Below are 14,764 nucleotides of genomic sequence, written 5' to 3'. Positions count from 1 at the left end.
ACACCAAACCATGCGGGGCGCCCTCCGGCTCCCCCATCTTCGGGTGTCTTGTACCGATGCAGTTCTTCAAGCTTTCTCTCGTCGCCACGGCCGCGCTCGCGCCGCTGGCAGCCCATGCCCAGAGCGACGACGCGCAGATCGTCGTCGTCGCCAGCGGCGTCGCACAGCGCGCCGATACCGTCGGCCGCTCGGTGACCGTGATCGACCGAGCCGAGATCGAGCAGCGCCAGAGCGTCGCCCTGTCTGATCTGCTCGCCACCACCCCCGGCATCACCGTCGTCCGCAATGGTGGGCTCGGCACCGCAACCGCACTCAGCATCCGGGGCGCGCAGAGCGACCAGACGCTGGTGCTGATCGACGGCGTCCGGGTGAACGACCCCTCCGCCACGGGCGGCGCCTACAATTTTGCCAGCCTGCTCGCCGGCTCGGTGGAGCGCGTCGAAGTCCTGCGCGGACCCAGTTCGGTAATCTGGGGCAGCCAGGCGATCGGCGGCGTCGTCAACGTGACCACGCTGCAGGGCGCACAGGGCCTGAAGGTCCGCGCCAACGCCGAGGGCGGATCGTTCGGCACGTTCGACGGCAACGCCGCGATCGCTGGCGGCAACGACCGGATCACCGCAGGCCTGACCGCCGGCTATCTCACCACCGACGGCATCTCGGCGGCAGCGAACGGCAAGGAAGCCGATGGCTATCGCCAGCTGGGCGCCACGGGCAACGTGCAGGTCAAGCTGGCCGATAACCTCGCCCTCGACCTGCGCGGCTATTTTGCCGACAGCAAGATCGATCTCGACGGCTATGCCCCGCCGACCTATGCGTTCGGCGATACCGGCGAATACGCCAAGACCCGGGAAATCTACGGCTATGCCGGCCTGACCAACGAAGCGCTGGGGGGCGCGCTGCGCAGCCGGCTGGGCTTTACCCTCTCCGACATCACCCGCGACGGTTATTATGCCAACGATAGCGTCGCCTACCGCTATCGCGGCCGCGCCGAACGCTACAGCTATCAGGGCGATGCAACGCTGGCCAAGCAGCTCCGCCTCGTCTTCGGCGCCGAGCATGAGGACAGCCGCATCCGCTATGACGAGGGCTTTGGCAGCGCCGGGCGCCGCTCGGTGGGGATCACCAGCGTCTATGGGCAGGCGATCGTCACCCCGCTCGATCCGGTCACGGTCACCGGCGGCGTGCGGCACGACGATCACGACCAGTTCGGCGGCCACTGGACCTGGAACGCCGATCTCGCGGTGCGCGCCACCGCCGGCACGCTGCTCCATGCCAGCTATGGCGAAGGCTTCAAGGCACCGACCCTGTACCAGCTCTACAGCGCCTATGGCTTTGCCGGGCTCCGGCCGGAAACGGCGAAGAGCTACGAGGCCGGTGCGCGGCAGATGCTGGCCGGCGGCAAGGTCGCACTGGGCGTTACCTGGTTCCACCGCGATGCCGACAATCAGATCGACTATAACTTCGCGACCTCGAGCTATTACAACCTGAACAAGACCCGTGCCGAGGGCGTGGAACTGGAAGGCGTGCTGCAGCCAGTAAAGGCCCTCACCGTGCGCGCCAGCGTCACGCATGTCTATGCCGAGAACCGCAGCGCCGGCGCGCTTGGCAAGGATCTGCCGCGTCGCCCGCGCGACACCGCCAGCGTCTCGGCAGACTATCGCTTCCCCTTCGGCCTGGCGATCGGCGGCACGGTGACGATGGTGGGTGACAGCTTCAACGACGCCGGCAACACCACGCCGATCGACGGCTATGCGCTTGCCGGCCTGCGCGCGGAGATGCCGGTGACGAAAATCCTGTCCGTCTATGGCCGCGTCGATAATATCGGCGATGTGCGCTACCAGCAGATCACCGGATACGGCACCTATGGCCGCGCCGCCTATGGCGGCGTGCGGATCCGCTTCCAGTGATGCGCGGCGCCGCGCTGCTCGCCTGCCTGGGGCTCGTGGGCTGCGCGGCGCCCCCGTCCGCCGGTGGCGGAGGCATCGTCTCGATGAACCCCTGCGCCGATGCGGTGCTGGTCGAGCTGGTGCCGGCCTCCCGCATCGCCGCGATCAGCCATTATTCGATGCGGGCCGATTCCAGTTCGATCCCGCTCGAGGTGGCGCACCGATTCCGCGGTAACAACGGCACGGCCGAGGAAGTGATCGGGATGAAGCCCGATCTGGTGATCGCCAGCAGCTTCACACCGCCCTCCACGCGCGAGGCCTTCGCACGTGCCGGGCTGAAGGTGCTGTATGTCGGCATCCCGCCCTCTATCGAGGAAAGCAAGGCGCAGGTGACCGAGCTTGCGGCGGCAGTCGGCGAGCCTGCCAAGGGCGCGGCGCTCAATGCCCGGATCGACGCCGCCGTTGCCGCCGCGCGCTGGCAGGGGCCGCCCGCCCCTGCTCTGCTGTGGATCGGCGGCAACCTCGTCACCGGCGGCGCGACGCTGCTCGACGACCTGATGGCCCATGCCGGCTTTTCGAACCAGGCGGCGCATTATGGCCTCACCCATACCGCGCACCTGCCGATGGAGCAGGTGATCGCCGATCCCCCGCGGGTGATGCTTGCCCCCGAGGGCGCCGCCCATGACAGCGACTCGCGCGCGGCCACCTTGCGCAAGCGCGCCATCGCGGAGACGGGGATGCGGGTCACCCAGGCGCAGTTCGCGCGCAACCTGGTCAATTGCGGGGGCCCGGTGATACCCGCCGCCCTCGCCCGCCTCGCTACCATTCGCCGGAGTGTTCGATGACAGCCCATCCTTACCGTCATTCCGGCAAAAACCGGGATCCATCGAGGTCGGCGCTGCGGCTCTTGCGGATACCGAAGGGCGAATGGATCCCGGCTTTCGCCGGGAGGTCGCCGGACCGAGGCGTAGCAGGATCGACGGAGCGTCATCCATGAACCGTCTCGTCCTCAACCTCGCCCTCGCCCTGCTGGTGGCGCTGCTGTTCGCCGGCTCGCTGATGGCGGGCAAGTTCTGGGTGCCGTTCTCCGCCTGGTTCAGCCAGGACCCGCGCTGGTGGATCATCGCCGAATTGCGGCTGCCCCGCGCCATCCTGGGCCTTGCCATCGGCGCGGCGCTGGGCCTGTCGGGCGCGGTGCTGCAGGGCTTCCTGCGCAACCCGCTGGCCGATCCTGCCGTGGTCGGCGTTTCCTCCAGTGCCGCGCTGGGAGCCGTCGCCTCGATCGTGCTGCTGGGCAGCAGTGCGCCACTCGTGCTGTTTGCCTGCGCGATGGCGGCGGCGTGCGGATCGATGCTGCTGCTCGCCACGCTTGCCTGGCGCGCGGAGAGCGCGGTCGCCTTCATCCTTGCCGGGTCGGTGCTCGCCAGCCTCGGGGGGGCGCTGACCAGCTTCCTCATCTCGATCTCGCCGAACCCCTATGCCACCGCCGAGATTCTCGACTGGATCATGGGGGCGCTGACGGACCGCAGCTTCGCCGAGGTACACCTGGCGGTACCGTTCATCATGCTCGGCTGCGCGGTGCTGTTCGCCACGGGCCGCGCGCTCGACGGGCTGACACTGGGCGAAGCGGCCGCCCGGTCGATGGGCCTGCGGCTGGAGCGCACCCAACTGCTCGTCGTGCTCGGCACCGGGCTCGCGGTCGGCGCGAGCGTGGCGGTGACGGGCGTGGTCGGCTTTGTCGGCCTGATCGTCCCGCATCTGCTGCGCCCGCTTACCGGCGCCCGCCCCTCGGCGCTGCTGCTGCCCAGTGCACTGGGCGGCGCTGCGCTGCTGCTCGCCGCCGACAGCCTGGTGCGCCTGTCGCCCGGCGCCGGCGAGATCCGGCTGGGCGTGGCGATGGCGCTGCTCGGCACGCCCTTCTTCTTCGTGCTGCTTCTCAAGCTCCGGCGGTCGACATGGAACTGAGCGTCTCCGAACTCACCGTCAGCCTGGGCAGGCGCCGGGTGCTCCACGGCATCGACGCCGTACTGCGCCCCGGCAGGGTCACCGCGATCCTCGGCCCCAACGGATCGGGCAAGTCGACGCTGGTCCGAACCCTCGCCGGACTGCTCGATCCCGATGCCGGCAAGGTGAAGCTGGGCGGCACGCTGCTTGCCCGGCTGGAGCCTCGCGAACGCGCCCGCCGCATCGGCTATCTGCCGCAGGAAGCGACGGTGCACTGGGACCTGCGCGTGGCGGACCTGATCGCGCTGGGACGCCTGCCCCACCGCGCCCCCTTTGCCGGCCTGTCCGGCGAAGACCACGCCGCCATCGACGACGCGATCGAGGCGACCGGTGTCCGCCCGCTGGCAGACCGACTCGTCACCCAGCTTTCCGGCGGCGAGCGTGCGCGGGTGCTGCTCGCCCGCGTACTGGCCGGCCAGCCCCAGTGGCTGCTCGCCGACGAGCCGCTGGCCAGCCTCGACCCCGTCCACCAGCTCGATCTGCTCGACCGCCTCCGCGCGCTGGCGGCAGGCGGCATGGGGGTGGTGATCGTGCTGCACGACCTGGTCCAGGCCGCCCGCGCCGCCGATGACGTGCTGCTGCTGCGCGAAGGTCGTCCGGTCGCCTTTGGGCCGGCAGCCGCCGCCCTCGCCCACCAGCCGCTGCGCGAGGCCTTCGGCGTGGAAGTGATGGTGATCGGTGATGACCAGGGCCGGCTGCTGCCGGTGCCGATCGGCCGCGTGAAGGGCTGAGACATCTTCGCCGGGGGAGGTGGCGGATCGTCTCAACTGTCGGTACTAGTCGTTTGCTATCTTTGGGGGAGAGGAAAATGGGCCGTCGATCGATCGTGGCAGGCTTTGCCCTGCTGGCATGCACCGCCGCTCTGGCACCGGGCGTGCAGGCGCAGAAGGCGACGCTGGACGTCCCCGCCAACAAGAAATGGCAGCACGCGCAGACCGGGCTGATCGTTCCGCAGGCCCCCGCCGGCCTGCCCCGCACCGAGATCTCGGCGTTGGGGGAAGGCGAACTCGACATCGCCGTGCAGTTCGGTGACGTCGACCGGACACAGGCGACGCTTTACCTGTTCCGCCCGGCGCTGATGAGCGTGCCGCTATGGTTCGATCGCGTCGAGACGCAGATCCTGCAGCGTGACGCCTATGGGACGGCGGCTCCGACCGGGACGCCAAGCAGCTTCGCCATTCCCGGCGGCACCGCCGCCAGCGCGCTGCGGAGATTCTACACGCCCTCCAAGCCGCCCTACGCCGCGACGGGCGTGGCGGTGCTGCCGCTGGGCGAATGGCTGGTAGTGCTGCGGATCAGCTCCGTCGAGCAGGCTCCGGCCCAGCTTGATGCGACGCTGTCGGCACTGATCGCCGGGCTCGGCTGGCCGGCGCACGCTGCCGATGCGCCGCCAGCGGTGCCGATCCAGCCCTGTGCCACGACGCTCGCCTATGACAGGAAGGCGAAGATGCAGAAGCCGGACATGACGGCCGGCCTGCTCGGCAGCCTCCTCGCGATGGCCGCGGCAAACAAGGAAAAGACCGACCAGGCCGACAAGGCAGCCCCGGAAGCGGCGCCCGCAACGCTGTGCCGCGAGGGCACGGGAACGCCGACCATGGGCACCTACCGCGCCGAATCGCGGAGTCCGGACGGCTACATCATCGCCCTGGGCGATGCCGGCCGCACCATCTCCGTCCATCCGGAACTTCAGCTGGACCAGAAAAAGAAGCCCGGTTTCGCGGTCACGCTGGCGACTCTGGACAAGACCTTCACCTTCCCCGCCTTCGATCGCCTGCCTGCACCCGACATGGTGATGCAGGCGATCGCACGAACCCAGCCGGTCTCGTCCGTGGATCGCGGCAGCAAGACGATCAACATCCGCCCGCAATAACGCCTAGGGCGTGGCTGCGCGCCGCACCGCGCCCGGACGGGCGATCGCATACATCTGCCAGGCGATGTCCTTCAGCAGCGCGGAGCGATCGCCGTCGCGGGCGAACAGATCGAAATGGGTCTTGCCCGGCAGATAGGTAAAGCGTGCCGGAATGCCCGCCGCGCGCATCGCCGCTTCCAGGCGGCGCGCGGGCCCATCGAGATAGAAGGTATCCGCCGTGCCCACGGTCAGGTGCAGCTTGCCGGCGAGGTCCGGCTTGAGCCGCGCGGCATCGCGCACGACGATGTGCGCCACGTCGAAATGATCGCGCCAATAGGCGGCCACGGCGGGATCGATCTTGCCCGAGGCCCGATCGAACAGCGGCACCGGCTTGCCGTCGGCACCGCGCGGGCTGAACACCCATTCGAACGAAGCCAGCTGTCCGCCCGCGGGCCCCAGCACCGCCTCGGCCCGTGCGAACTGCTCGGTGGTAGCGACCACCTTGCCGTCCATCCGCACGATCGGCACGGGCTTGCCCGCTGCGTCCTGATAGAAGTTGGCGTCGGCACGGTAGAGGTCGACATTGGTGAAATCGTGGAAATCCGCCGGGTCGGGCGAGGTCGGCCAGCTGCCGCCGAACAGCTTGGGATAGCGGACCTGCAGCCATAGCGTCGACCAGCCACCCGAGCTGTGCCCGGTAAGGAAGCGGCCGCCGGGCTTGGCATCCATGGCATAGCGGGACTCAAGCGCAGGAATGACTTCTTCGGTCAGCGCCTTGCCCCAGGGGCCGGTATTCGCCGAGTCGGCAAATTCGTGGGTGCCGGTCGGGCCGCTGTGATCGAGGAACACCCAGATCATTGGCGGCGACACGCCCTCGGCCATGTCGGCCGCGGTCATCAGTGCGCTGATCCGCGCATAGGCAAGCGTGCTGCCGAATCCGCCATCGCTGTAGACGGTGGGAAACCGCGCCTTGCCGTCATAGCCCGGAGGCAGCGCCACCCAGCCGCGGACCGAGATTGGCGTGCCGCGAAAGGCGGACAATGCCGTGCTGCGGACATCCACCGGCTGCACCCTGCCCAGCACCGGCGCCAGCTTCGCGCGCGTGGCCGGGGCGACATGCGCGAGGTCCGGGCCTTCGTCCGCCTCGGCGGGCAGTTCCGCGTCGAGCGTGACGACCGGCAACCTACCCGGCAGCGTGAAGGTCACGGTCTTGGAGACCAGATCCCCCGGCCCCCGGCCGCCATATGGATAGTCGTGGTTACGATCGAGCACCGCCTGCACGCGGTAGGTGCCGGCAGGCAGCGCGGAGAGCGGCGCCGGAAACACATCGGTCTCGCCGTCGACGGTGGCGATGCGCCCCGGCTGGAGATCGACGACCTCGCGTGCGGCGATCGAGGCACTGCTCGGCGCGAAGGGCGAGAAATCGATTCGGCCGCCGGGCGTGTCGGGGCCGTCCGCTCTTTCGACGAACACGATGAGCCGACCGGAAGCATGCGTGGCCAAGCCGGGTGCAACGGTCACGGGTACAGTAACCGGATCGGGGGCCGCCGCCCCCAGCAGCGCCGCGCCCAGAAGTACCGCCGCCGTCCGCATCTCCGTTCCCCTCATGCGTGAGAAGCGTTCAGCCCCCCAGGACCTCCACCAGCGTCTGCACCTTCTTCTGCCGCCACTGCGGCAGCGGCGCGACCAGCCAATAGCCGAGTCGCGATGCCTTGGGCTCGCCGATTACCGCAACGCGGCCACCCTCGATATCGGCGCGCGCCAGCAGCTCGGGGACGGTCGCCCGCCCCAGCCCCTGCGCCGCCGCATCGATCGCGAGGCCCGCGTCCGCTACGCGAACCAGCGAGCCGGCGTCCTCGGCCATGCAGCCGGGCCAGGAGATACGCACGTCGATGCTGCCGCCGCCGGGCCGCTCGACCGTGACCATGCCGTCGCTTTCCAGCGCCTCGCCCTCATGCTCGCCAGGGCCCTCGCCCCACCGGATCGCGAGGTCCAGATTGGCTTCGGTGAAGTCGAGCGCATCGTCGGCCGGTACCAGCACGAAGCGCAGGTCGGGATCGACGCGGGCGATATCGGACAGGCGCGGCATCAGCCATTTGGCGGTGAGGTCGCGCGGCGCCGCGATGGTGAGCGACTTGGAGGATTGTCCCGCCTGCATCGCCCGCACCGCTTCCTCGAACTGGAGGAAGCCGTTGCGCAGTGCGGCGAGGCCGCTTTCGGCTTCGGGGGTGAGCTCCAGCCCCTTGGTGGTGCGGCGGAAGAGGACGACCCCTAGGGTATCCTCCAGCGCACGGATCTGCTGGCCGACCGCGGCAGGGGTCACCGCCAGCTCGTCCGCCGCGCGGGTGAAGGACAGATGGCGCGCGGCAGCATCCAGCACGCGCATGCCGTTCAAAGGAAGATGGGTACGCTTCATTGCTCGCCTGCCACGGCCGGCGCGATCAGGGCAAATCGCGGGATGGTGACGTCGAACGCCGATCCGTCCTCGGCGATCATGTGGTAGGTCCCCTGCATCGAGCCGCTCGGTGTCGAAAGCGGGCAGCCCGAAACATAGTCGAAGCTGCCCCCCGGCGCGATCATCGGCTGTTCCCCGACCACGCCCTCGCCCTCCACCGTATGGCGCAGGCCGCGTCCGTCGGTGATGATCCAGTGGCGGGTGAGCAGCTGGACCGTCACCGGCCCCTCATTCTCGATCCGGATATGATAGGCCCAGAACCAGCGGCCGCGATGCGGCTCCGACTGCTCCGGCAGGTACGACACCGACACGCGGACGACCACGCCGCGCGTCGTCGCCTCGTCGGTGAAGAGCGCCTTCACAGGCCGGCGCCTCGCAGCGCCTGGTCGAGATCGGCAATCAGGTCGTCGGCATCTTCCAGGCCGACATTGATGCGGATCATGCCCTCGGTGACGCCCATCTCCAGCCGCTTTTCCTCCGCCAGGCCCGAATGGGTCGTGGAGGACGGATGGGTCATCAGCGAGCGCGAGTCGCCGATGTTGTTCGAAATGTCGATCAGTTCCAGCCCGTCGAGAAGCGCGTGCGCCTGGGCGCGGCCGCCATCCAGCTCGAAGCTGAAGATGGGGCCTGCCGCGGCCATCTGGCGCATGAACAGATTGTGCTGCGGGTGGCTGGGCAGCGCCGGGAAGTTCACGCGGGGCACGCGCTGTTCGAGGAAGCTGCCGACCTTCACCGCATTCTCGCTCTGGCGGCGGATGCGCAGGTCGAGCGTCTCCAGCCCCTTGAGCACCACCCAGGCGTTGAACGCGCTGAGCGTCGGGCCGGTATTGCGGGTGAACGGGAGCAGCGTGTTGATGATGAAGTCCTCGGAGCCGCACACCGCGCCGGCGAGCACGCGACCCTGCCCGTCCATCATCTTGGTGGCCGAATAGGCGACGACATCGGCGCCGAACTCCATCGGGCGCTGGAGGGCGGGCGTGGCGAAGGCATTGTCGACCACCGTCACGATGCCGTGCTTCCGGGCGATGGCGCAGACCGCTTCGAGGTCGACGACGTCCATCGTCGGGTTGGCCGGTGTCTCGAAGAAGAAGATCTTGGTGTTCGGCCGAATCGCGTCCTCGAACTGCTGCGGATCGCGCGCATCGATCGTCGTGGTGGTGACGCCGAAGCGCGGCAACAGGCTGTCGGTCAGCCAGCGGCACGATCCGAAGGCGGCCCGGCCCTGAACGATATGATCGCCCTGACTTACCTGGCAGAGAAGCGCTGCGGTCATCGCCGCCATGCCCGTCGCCATGGTCCGGCACGCCTCGGCGCCTTCGAGCAGGGCGATGCGCTGTTCGAGCATCTCCACCGTCGGATTCTGGAGACGCGAATAGGTCATGCCCGCCTGCTCGCCCGCGAACCGCGCGGCGGCATCGCCTGCGCAATCATAGGCATAGCCAGAGGTTAGGAACAGCGCCTCGCTGGTCTCGCCGAACTCCGAGCGCGCGGTACCGCCGCGCACCGCCTGAGTCGCGGGCTTCCAGTTACGGGTGACGCTGGGATCCTGTCCGGTACGACGCTTCATGGGATTGCTTTGCGGCGCTTGGGGGCGGCGCGTCAACCTTTTGGCTATCGATCCTGCCCGGCACATGGGGGTCGTTGGTGGATCGATGCCCTTCCGATCCGTCCCGGCCTCCGCTACGCCACCCCCATGCGTCTCCGCCTTTCGGCCCTTGCCACCCGCCCCTGGCTCGTCGCCCTGCTGATCGGCATGGCCGCGCAGCTGCTGTTCGCCTTCCATCTGGACCGGCCGGGCGGGATCATGTTCGACGAGGTGCATTACGTCCCCGCCGCCAACGCGCTGATCGAGCTCTCCGGCCCGCGCAACATCGAGCATCCGCTGCTCGGCAAGGAACTGATCGGCGCGGGCATGGACCTGCTGGGCGACAATCCTTTCGGGTGGCGCGTGATGCCGACGATCGCCGGTACCGCGACGGTGCTGGCCGTGTTCGCCTTCCTGTGGATCCTGATGCGCGGGCGGATGCGGGTGGCGGTGACGGGCGCGATCCTGGCAATGCTCAACCAGAGCCTGTTCGTTCAGGCGCGGACCGCGATGCTCGACGTGTTCCTCGGCGCGTTCCTGCTCTGGGGGCTGGTGTTCCTGCTCTGGGCGATGCGGGGCACGCCTGCACAGGTGCGTTGGCGCTGGTGCATCGGCGCGGTGCTGATGGGGCTGGCGACCGCGGTCAAATGGTCGGCGGCACCCTATATCGCCGCCATCGCCGTCGCGCTGTTCGTCGTCCGCCTGCGCGACGGCCTGCGTGCCAAGAGGCCGCTCGCCGCTGCGCTGGCATCCGCGGAGCAGCCGCACTGGCCGGGCCTGTCGACCGCTGGCGGCGTGCTCCTGCTTGGCCTGATCAGCATCACAGTTTATTTCGCGACCTTTGCGCCGACCTTCTTCTACCTGACCGGCGCGACCGATGGCCTTGCCGGCCTGATCGCGCTGCAGCGGGAGATGTACGCCGCGCAGACGCAGGTGCTGCCCCACCATAATTACCAGTCGGACTGGTGGAGCTGGCCGATCATGCTCCGGCCGATCTGGTTCTTCTACGAATGGGATCGCGGCGCGCAGCGCGGCGTGCTGCTGATCGGCAACCCGGTGATCATGTGGGGCGGGCTGGTCGCGGTCCTTGCCAGCTATGTCCTGTGGTTCCGCACCCATGCCTGGCGGCCGCTGGTGCTCGCGCTGCTGTGGACCTTCTCGGTGGGGATCTATGCGATCATCCCCAAGTCGCTCGGCTTCTATTATTATTATCACCTTTCCGGGCTGTTCCTGTGCCTGGTGCTGCCGGTGACCTTCCATCAGTTCGACCGGCTGCGCGCCAGGGGCTGGGAAGAATGGTATGTCGCCCTCGCGCTGGTGTGCTTCGGCTATTTCTACCCGATCCTTGCCGCCTCCCCGCTCAGCGACGCGCAGGCCTTCGCCCATTGGATGTGGTTCCCCAGCTGGCGGTAAATTTCGTTGCGGGCGCGGGGCCATCTTGAACCGGGCCCCGCAGTCGCTAGCTTCGCTTCGGTTTCAAACCGCAACGGAGTTCCCATGACCGCGTCGACCGACGTTCTCTTCCGTCCGTTCCGCATCAAGTCGCTCGATCTGGCCAACCGGATCGTGATGGCGCCGATGACGCGAACCTTCGCGCCCGAAGGCGTCCCCGGCGCGGCCAACGCAGCCTATTACCGCCGCCGCGCCGAGGGCGGCGTAGGGCTGATCCTGTCCGAGGGCACGGTGATCGACCGCCCCGCCTCGCGCAACCACCCCAACATCCCCTTCTTCCACGGCGATGCCGCGCTGGCCGGCTGGCAGACGGTGATCGACGAGGTCCATGCCGCCGGCGGCAAGATGGCGCCGCAGATCTGGCACACCGGATCGACGGTCGGTCCCGATCGCAACTGGCAGCCGGAAGCGCCGGTGGAGAGCCCCTCTGGCGTCGTCGCGCCAGGCAAGCCGCGCGGCGTGGCGATGTCCGAGCAGGACATCGAGGCGACCGTTGCCGCCTTCGCCAAGGCCGCCGCGGATTCCAAGCGGCTGGGCTTCGACACGGTCGAGATCCACGGCGCGCACGGCTATCTGATCGACCAGTTTTTCTGGGAAGGCACCAATACCCGCGAGGACGGCTATGGCGGCAGCACGATTGCCGAGCGTTCGCGCTTCGCCGTCGAGGTGGTGAAGGCCGTGCGCGCGGCGGTGGGTCCGGATTTCCCGGTGATCCTCCGCCTCAGCCAGTGGAAGCAACAGGATTACAGCGCCCGCCTCGCTGCGACGCCGGACGAGATGGCCGCCTGGCTGCAGCCGCTGGTCGATGCGGGTGCGGACGTGCTGCACTGCTCGCAGCGCCGCTTCTGGGAGCCGGAGTTCCCGGAGGTCGATGGCGAAAACGGCCTCAACTTTGCCGGCTGGGCAAAGAAGCTCACCGGCGCTGCGACGATCAGCGTCGGCTCGGTCGGCCTGTCGGGCGAATTCATCGCGGCGTTCGGCGGCGAGACGTCCGAGCATAGCGACCTCGACAAGCTGGTCGAGCGCATGGAGCGCGACGAGTTCGACCTGATCGCGGTGGGCCGCGCGCTGATCAGCAACCCGGACTGGGTGCAGAAGGTCCAGGCCGGTGCCGGCCAGGAACTGAAGGGCTTCAGCCCGGCGGCGCTGGCGGAGCTGGTGTAAGCTGACGTCTACTCAGCCCCTCCCCTTCAGGCGCATCAGGTCGGCGCTGCCCCCAGCAGCGCCTGAACAGCGCGGGGCGCTGTTCACCTGATGCGGGGTTGGGGTGGGGCTCTGTCGCACCGAGACCAACCTACGTTCCGGAATCCCTCCCTCCAGCCCCTCCTCCAAGGAGGAGGGGCTTAGTTCGTTTCAATACCGCCCCCAGACGAACCGGGACGACAGCGCGAAATTCCACACCGCAGCGACTGCGATTCCCGCCAGTGCGGACAGCCGCCAATCGCCATGCTGGACATTGTGCAGGAATGCCGCGAGCCCGACATTGGCCGCCGCACCCACGCCGCAGACGAAACAGAAGCTTACCCAGCCTGCCAGCAGCGCCCCCGCCCCCTTCAACCGCCGCTCGCGATAGGTGAGCGCGTTGTTGAGCAGGAAGTTGAACGTCATCGCGACGATCGTCGCGAGGATCGTGCCGGTGACGAACGGCAGCCCGGCCAGCCGGAACAGCACGAACAGCACCGCCAGATGCACTGCGGCGCCCAGCGCGCCGATCGCCGAGAACATCGCGAAGCGCACCGGCACGACCTTGCCGAACATTCGATCGTACAGCGCGATCAGATATTCCATGGCGACGACGTAATCGAGCTTGCTCTCGCCCTCGGTACGGACACGGAAGGTATAGGGCAGCTCGCGGAAGGCGAGCGGCCGCGGGCTCGCGGTCATGATGTCGAGCAGGATCTTGAAGCCGATGCCCGACAGCCTCGGCACCAGATCACGCGCGATCTCGCTGCGGATCATGAAGAAGCCGCTCATCGGATCGGTCAGGTCCGCCTTGAGCACCTGGCGCGACAGCTTGGTGGCAAAGGCCGACTTGGCGACGCGCTCCCGGTCCCATTCGCCGGTGCAGCCGCCCTCGCAGAAGCGCGAGCCGATCACCACGTCCAGGCTGCTATCCGCCTGCAAGGCATCCAGCATCTTGGGCAGCAGCGTCTCGTCATGCTGCAGGTCGCCGTCGATCACCGCGACGCAGGGCGCAGCGGTGGCGCACATGCCTTCGATGCACGCCGAGGAAAGCCCGCGGCGCCCGATCCGCTGGATCACGCGCACGCGCGGATCCGTGCGGCCGATCGCCCGCGCGGCATCGGCGGTCCCGTCGGGACTGTCGTCGTCGACGAAGATCGCTTCCCAGGCGCGGCCGGCAAGGGCCGCGTCCAGCTTGGCGATCAGCAGGGGAACATTGGCGCGTTCGTTGAACGTGGGGATAACGATCGCGACGTCGAGCAGAGATTGGCTCACTGAAGCTCCAGCAACACCGCATCCCCCATGGCGGTGGTTGAAAGGGTACCCCCGAGATCGGCCGTCCGCGCGCCCTTGGCGAGCGCTGCGGCAACCGCTTTTTCTATGCGCTGCGCCGATGCTTCATCGGCCAGCGAGTGCCGCAGCAGCATGGCCGCGGAAAGGATGGCGGCGCAAGGGTTCGCCTTGCCCTGGCCGGCAATGTCCGGTGCGCTCCCGTGGATCGGCTCGTACATGCCGTTCGCGCCCGACCAGGCGGCGAGCGAGGCCGAGGGCAGCATGCCGATCGATCCGGCGCACATGCTCGCCTGATCGCTGAGAATGTCACCGAACAGGTTTCCGGTGACGATCACATCGAAACTGGACGGCGCGCGCACCAGCTGCATCGCGGCGTTGTCGACATACATGTGGGTCAGTTCGACCTCGGGATATTCCGATGCCATCGCGGTGACGACATCGCGCCACAGCTGCGAGGTCTCGAGCACGTTCGCCTTGTCGACGGAGCAGAGCTTCTTGCGGCGGCGCTTGGCCATCTCGAAGCCGACGCGGGCGATTCGCGCCACTTCCTGCTCGTTATAGCTCATCACGTCATAGCCCTGGCGCAGGCCTTCGGGCGTGGTGCGATGGCCCTTCTCGCCGAAATAGACGTCCCCGATCAGCTCGCGGACGATGACGATGTCGAGGCCGTTCACCACCTCGGGCTTGAGCGGCGAGGCATCGCCCAGGGCCGGAAACAGCGTGGCCGGACGGAGATTGGCGAACAGGCCGAGCGCCTGGCGGATGCCGAGCAGCGCGGCTTCCGGGCGCAGGTGGCGTTCCAGCTTCTCGAAGCGCAGATCACCGATCGCGCCGAACAGCACCGCGTCGGCGCGCTTGGCGAGCGCGAGCGTTTCCGGCGGCAGCGGATGGCCGGCTGCGAGATACCCGGCGCCGCCGACCGGCGCTTCCTCGAACTGCAGGTCGAGTTGCAGCGCCTCGAGCACCCGGCGCGCCTCGCGCGTGACCTCGGGGCCGATCCCGTCACCCGGCAGAACAGCAATCAGCGGCATCCGAACCTCACGCAGCACCTAGACCTG

13 protein-coding genes are annotated in these 14,764 nt (G+C 68.3%); 7 read left to right on the top strand and 6 right to left on the bottom strand.

The window, feature by feature from the left end:
* The first annotated feature begins 56 nt into the window (after nucleotides 1-56).
* The 5 genes from OIM94_RS16765 (at nucleotide 57) to OIM94_RS16745 (ending at nucleotide 5,760) form a co-directional block, all read left to right on the top strand.
* Nucleotides 57-1,907: a TonB-dependent receptor plug domain-containing protein gene (locus tag OIM94_RS16765; RefSeq protein WP_264607816.1), complete on the top strand. Its 1,851-nt coding sequence runs from the start codon at nucleotides 57-59 to the stop codon at nucleotides 1,905-1,907.
* Nucleotides 1,907-2,731: an ABC transporter substrate-binding protein gene (locus tag OIM94_RS16760; protein ID WP_264607815.1), complete on the top strand. Its 825-nt coding sequence runs from the start codon at nucleotides 1,907-1,909 to the stop codon at nucleotides 2,729-2,731. Before OIM94_RS16765 ends, OIM94_RS16760 begins: the two co-directional genes overlap by 1 nt.
* 148 nt (nucleotides 2,732-2,879) lie before the next feature.
* Entirely contained in the window at nucleotides 2,880-3,851 is a 972-nt protein-coding gene (locus tag OIM94_RS16755) for a FecCD family ABC transporter permease (RefSeq protein WP_264607814.1), read from the top strand.
* On the top strand, nucleotides 3,842-4,621 hold the full coding sequence (locus OIM94_RS16750; RefSeq protein ID WP_264607813.1) for an ABC transporter ATP-binding protein: 780 nt from the start codon (nucleotides 3,842-3,844) through the stop codon (nucleotides 4,619-4,621). Before OIM94_RS16755 ends, OIM94_RS16750 begins: the two co-directional genes overlap by 10 nt.
* Before the next feature lie 77 nt (nucleotides 4,622-4,698).
* Nucleotides 4,699-5,760, top strand: a complete 1,062-nt coding sequence (locus OIM94_RS16745) for a hypothetical protein (RefSeq protein WP_264607812.1) — start codon at nucleotides 4,699-4,701, stop codon at nucleotides 5,758-5,760.
* A 3-nt stretch (nucleotides 5,761-5,763) separates the two neighbouring features.
* On the opposite strand, the gene OIM94_RS16740 is transcribed toward OIM94_RS16745, so the two are convergent.
* The 4 genes from OIM94_RS16740 to OIM94_RS16725 are packed head-to-tail and all read right to left on the bottom strand — an operon-like array spanning nucleotide 5,764 to nucleotide 9,761.
* Nucleotides 5,764-7,332: an alpha/beta hydrolase-fold protein gene (locus tag OIM94_RS16740; RefSeq protein ID WP_264607811.1), complete on the bottom strand. Its 1,569-nt coding sequence runs from the start codon at nucleotides 7,330-7,332 to the stop codon at nucleotides 5,764-5,766.
* A 28-nt stretch (nucleotides 7,333-7,360) separates the two neighbouring features.
* Nucleotides 7,361-8,155, bottom strand: a complete 795-nt coding sequence (locus tag OIM94_RS16735; protein WP_264607810.1) for a LysR family transcriptional regulator — start codon at nucleotides 8,153-8,155, stop codon at nucleotides 7,361-7,363.
* Entirely contained in the window at nucleotides 8,152-8,556 is a 405-nt protein-coding gene (gene apaG, locus OIM94_RS16730; protein ID WP_264607809.1) for a Co2+/Mg2+ efflux protein ApaG, read from the bottom strand. Before apaG ends, OIM94_RS16735 begins: the two co-directional genes overlap by 4 nt.
* Nucleotides 8,553-9,761 (bottom strand): trans-sulfuration enzyme family protein, encoded by a 1,209-nt coding sequence (locus OIM94_RS16725; RefSeq protein WP_264607808.1) that lies wholly within the window; start codon nucleotides 9,759-9,761, stop codon nucleotides 8,553-8,555. Before OIM94_RS16725 ends, apaG begins: the two co-directional genes overlap by 4 nt.
* Nucleotides 9,762-9,887: 126 nt before the next feature.
* Here OIM94_RS16725 and OIM94_RS16720 point away from each other — a divergent pair, with 126 nt between their 5' ends.
* Both OIM94_RS16720 and OIM94_RS16715 read left to right on the top strand, forming a co-directional pair.
* Nucleotides 9,888-11,192: a phospholipid carrier-dependent glycosyltransferase gene (locus tag OIM94_RS16720; RefSeq protein WP_264607807.1), complete on the top strand. Its 1,305-nt coding sequence runs from the start codon at nucleotides 9,888-9,890 to the stop codon at nucleotides 11,190-11,192.
* 84 nt (nucleotides 11,193-11,276) lie between these two features.
* A complete protein-coding gene (locus tag OIM94_RS16715) occupies nucleotides 11,277-12,395 on the top strand; it encodes an NADH:flavin oxidoreductase (RefSeq protein WP_264607806.1) in 1,119 nt (372 codons plus the stop codon).
* Between the two features lie 189 nt (nucleotides 12,396-12,584).
* Here the strand turns inward: OIM94_RS16715 and OIM94_RS16710 are convergent, their stop codons facing one another.
* Together OIM94_RS16710 and leuB are read right to left on the bottom strand one after the other, a co-directional pair.
* A complete protein-coding gene (locus OIM94_RS16710) occupies nucleotides 12,585-13,688 on the bottom strand; it encodes a glycosyltransferase (RefSeq protein ID WP_264607805.1) in 1,104 nt (367 codons plus the stop codon).
* Nucleotides 13,685-14,737 carry a 3-isopropylmalate dehydrogenase gene (leuB, locus tag OIM94_RS16705; protein WP_264607804.1) on the bottom strand — a complete coding sequence of 351 codons (1,053 nt, stop codon included), beginning with the start codon at nucleotides 14,735-14,737 and terminating at the stop codon, nucleotides 13,685-13,687. Before leuB ends, OIM94_RS16710 begins: the two co-directional genes overlap by 4 nt.
* Nucleotides 14,738-14,764: the final 27 nt, after the last annotated feature.

Source organism: Sphingomonas sp. R1 (assembly GCF_025960285.1).
In the GTDB taxonomy this organism is placed as follows: Bacteria; Pseudomonadota; Alphaproteobacteria; order Sphingomonadales; family Sphingomonadaceae; genus Sphingomonas.
The sequence above is the reverse complement of the archived record's forward strand: the minus strand, read 5'-3'. Positions and strand labels throughout refer to the sequence as shown.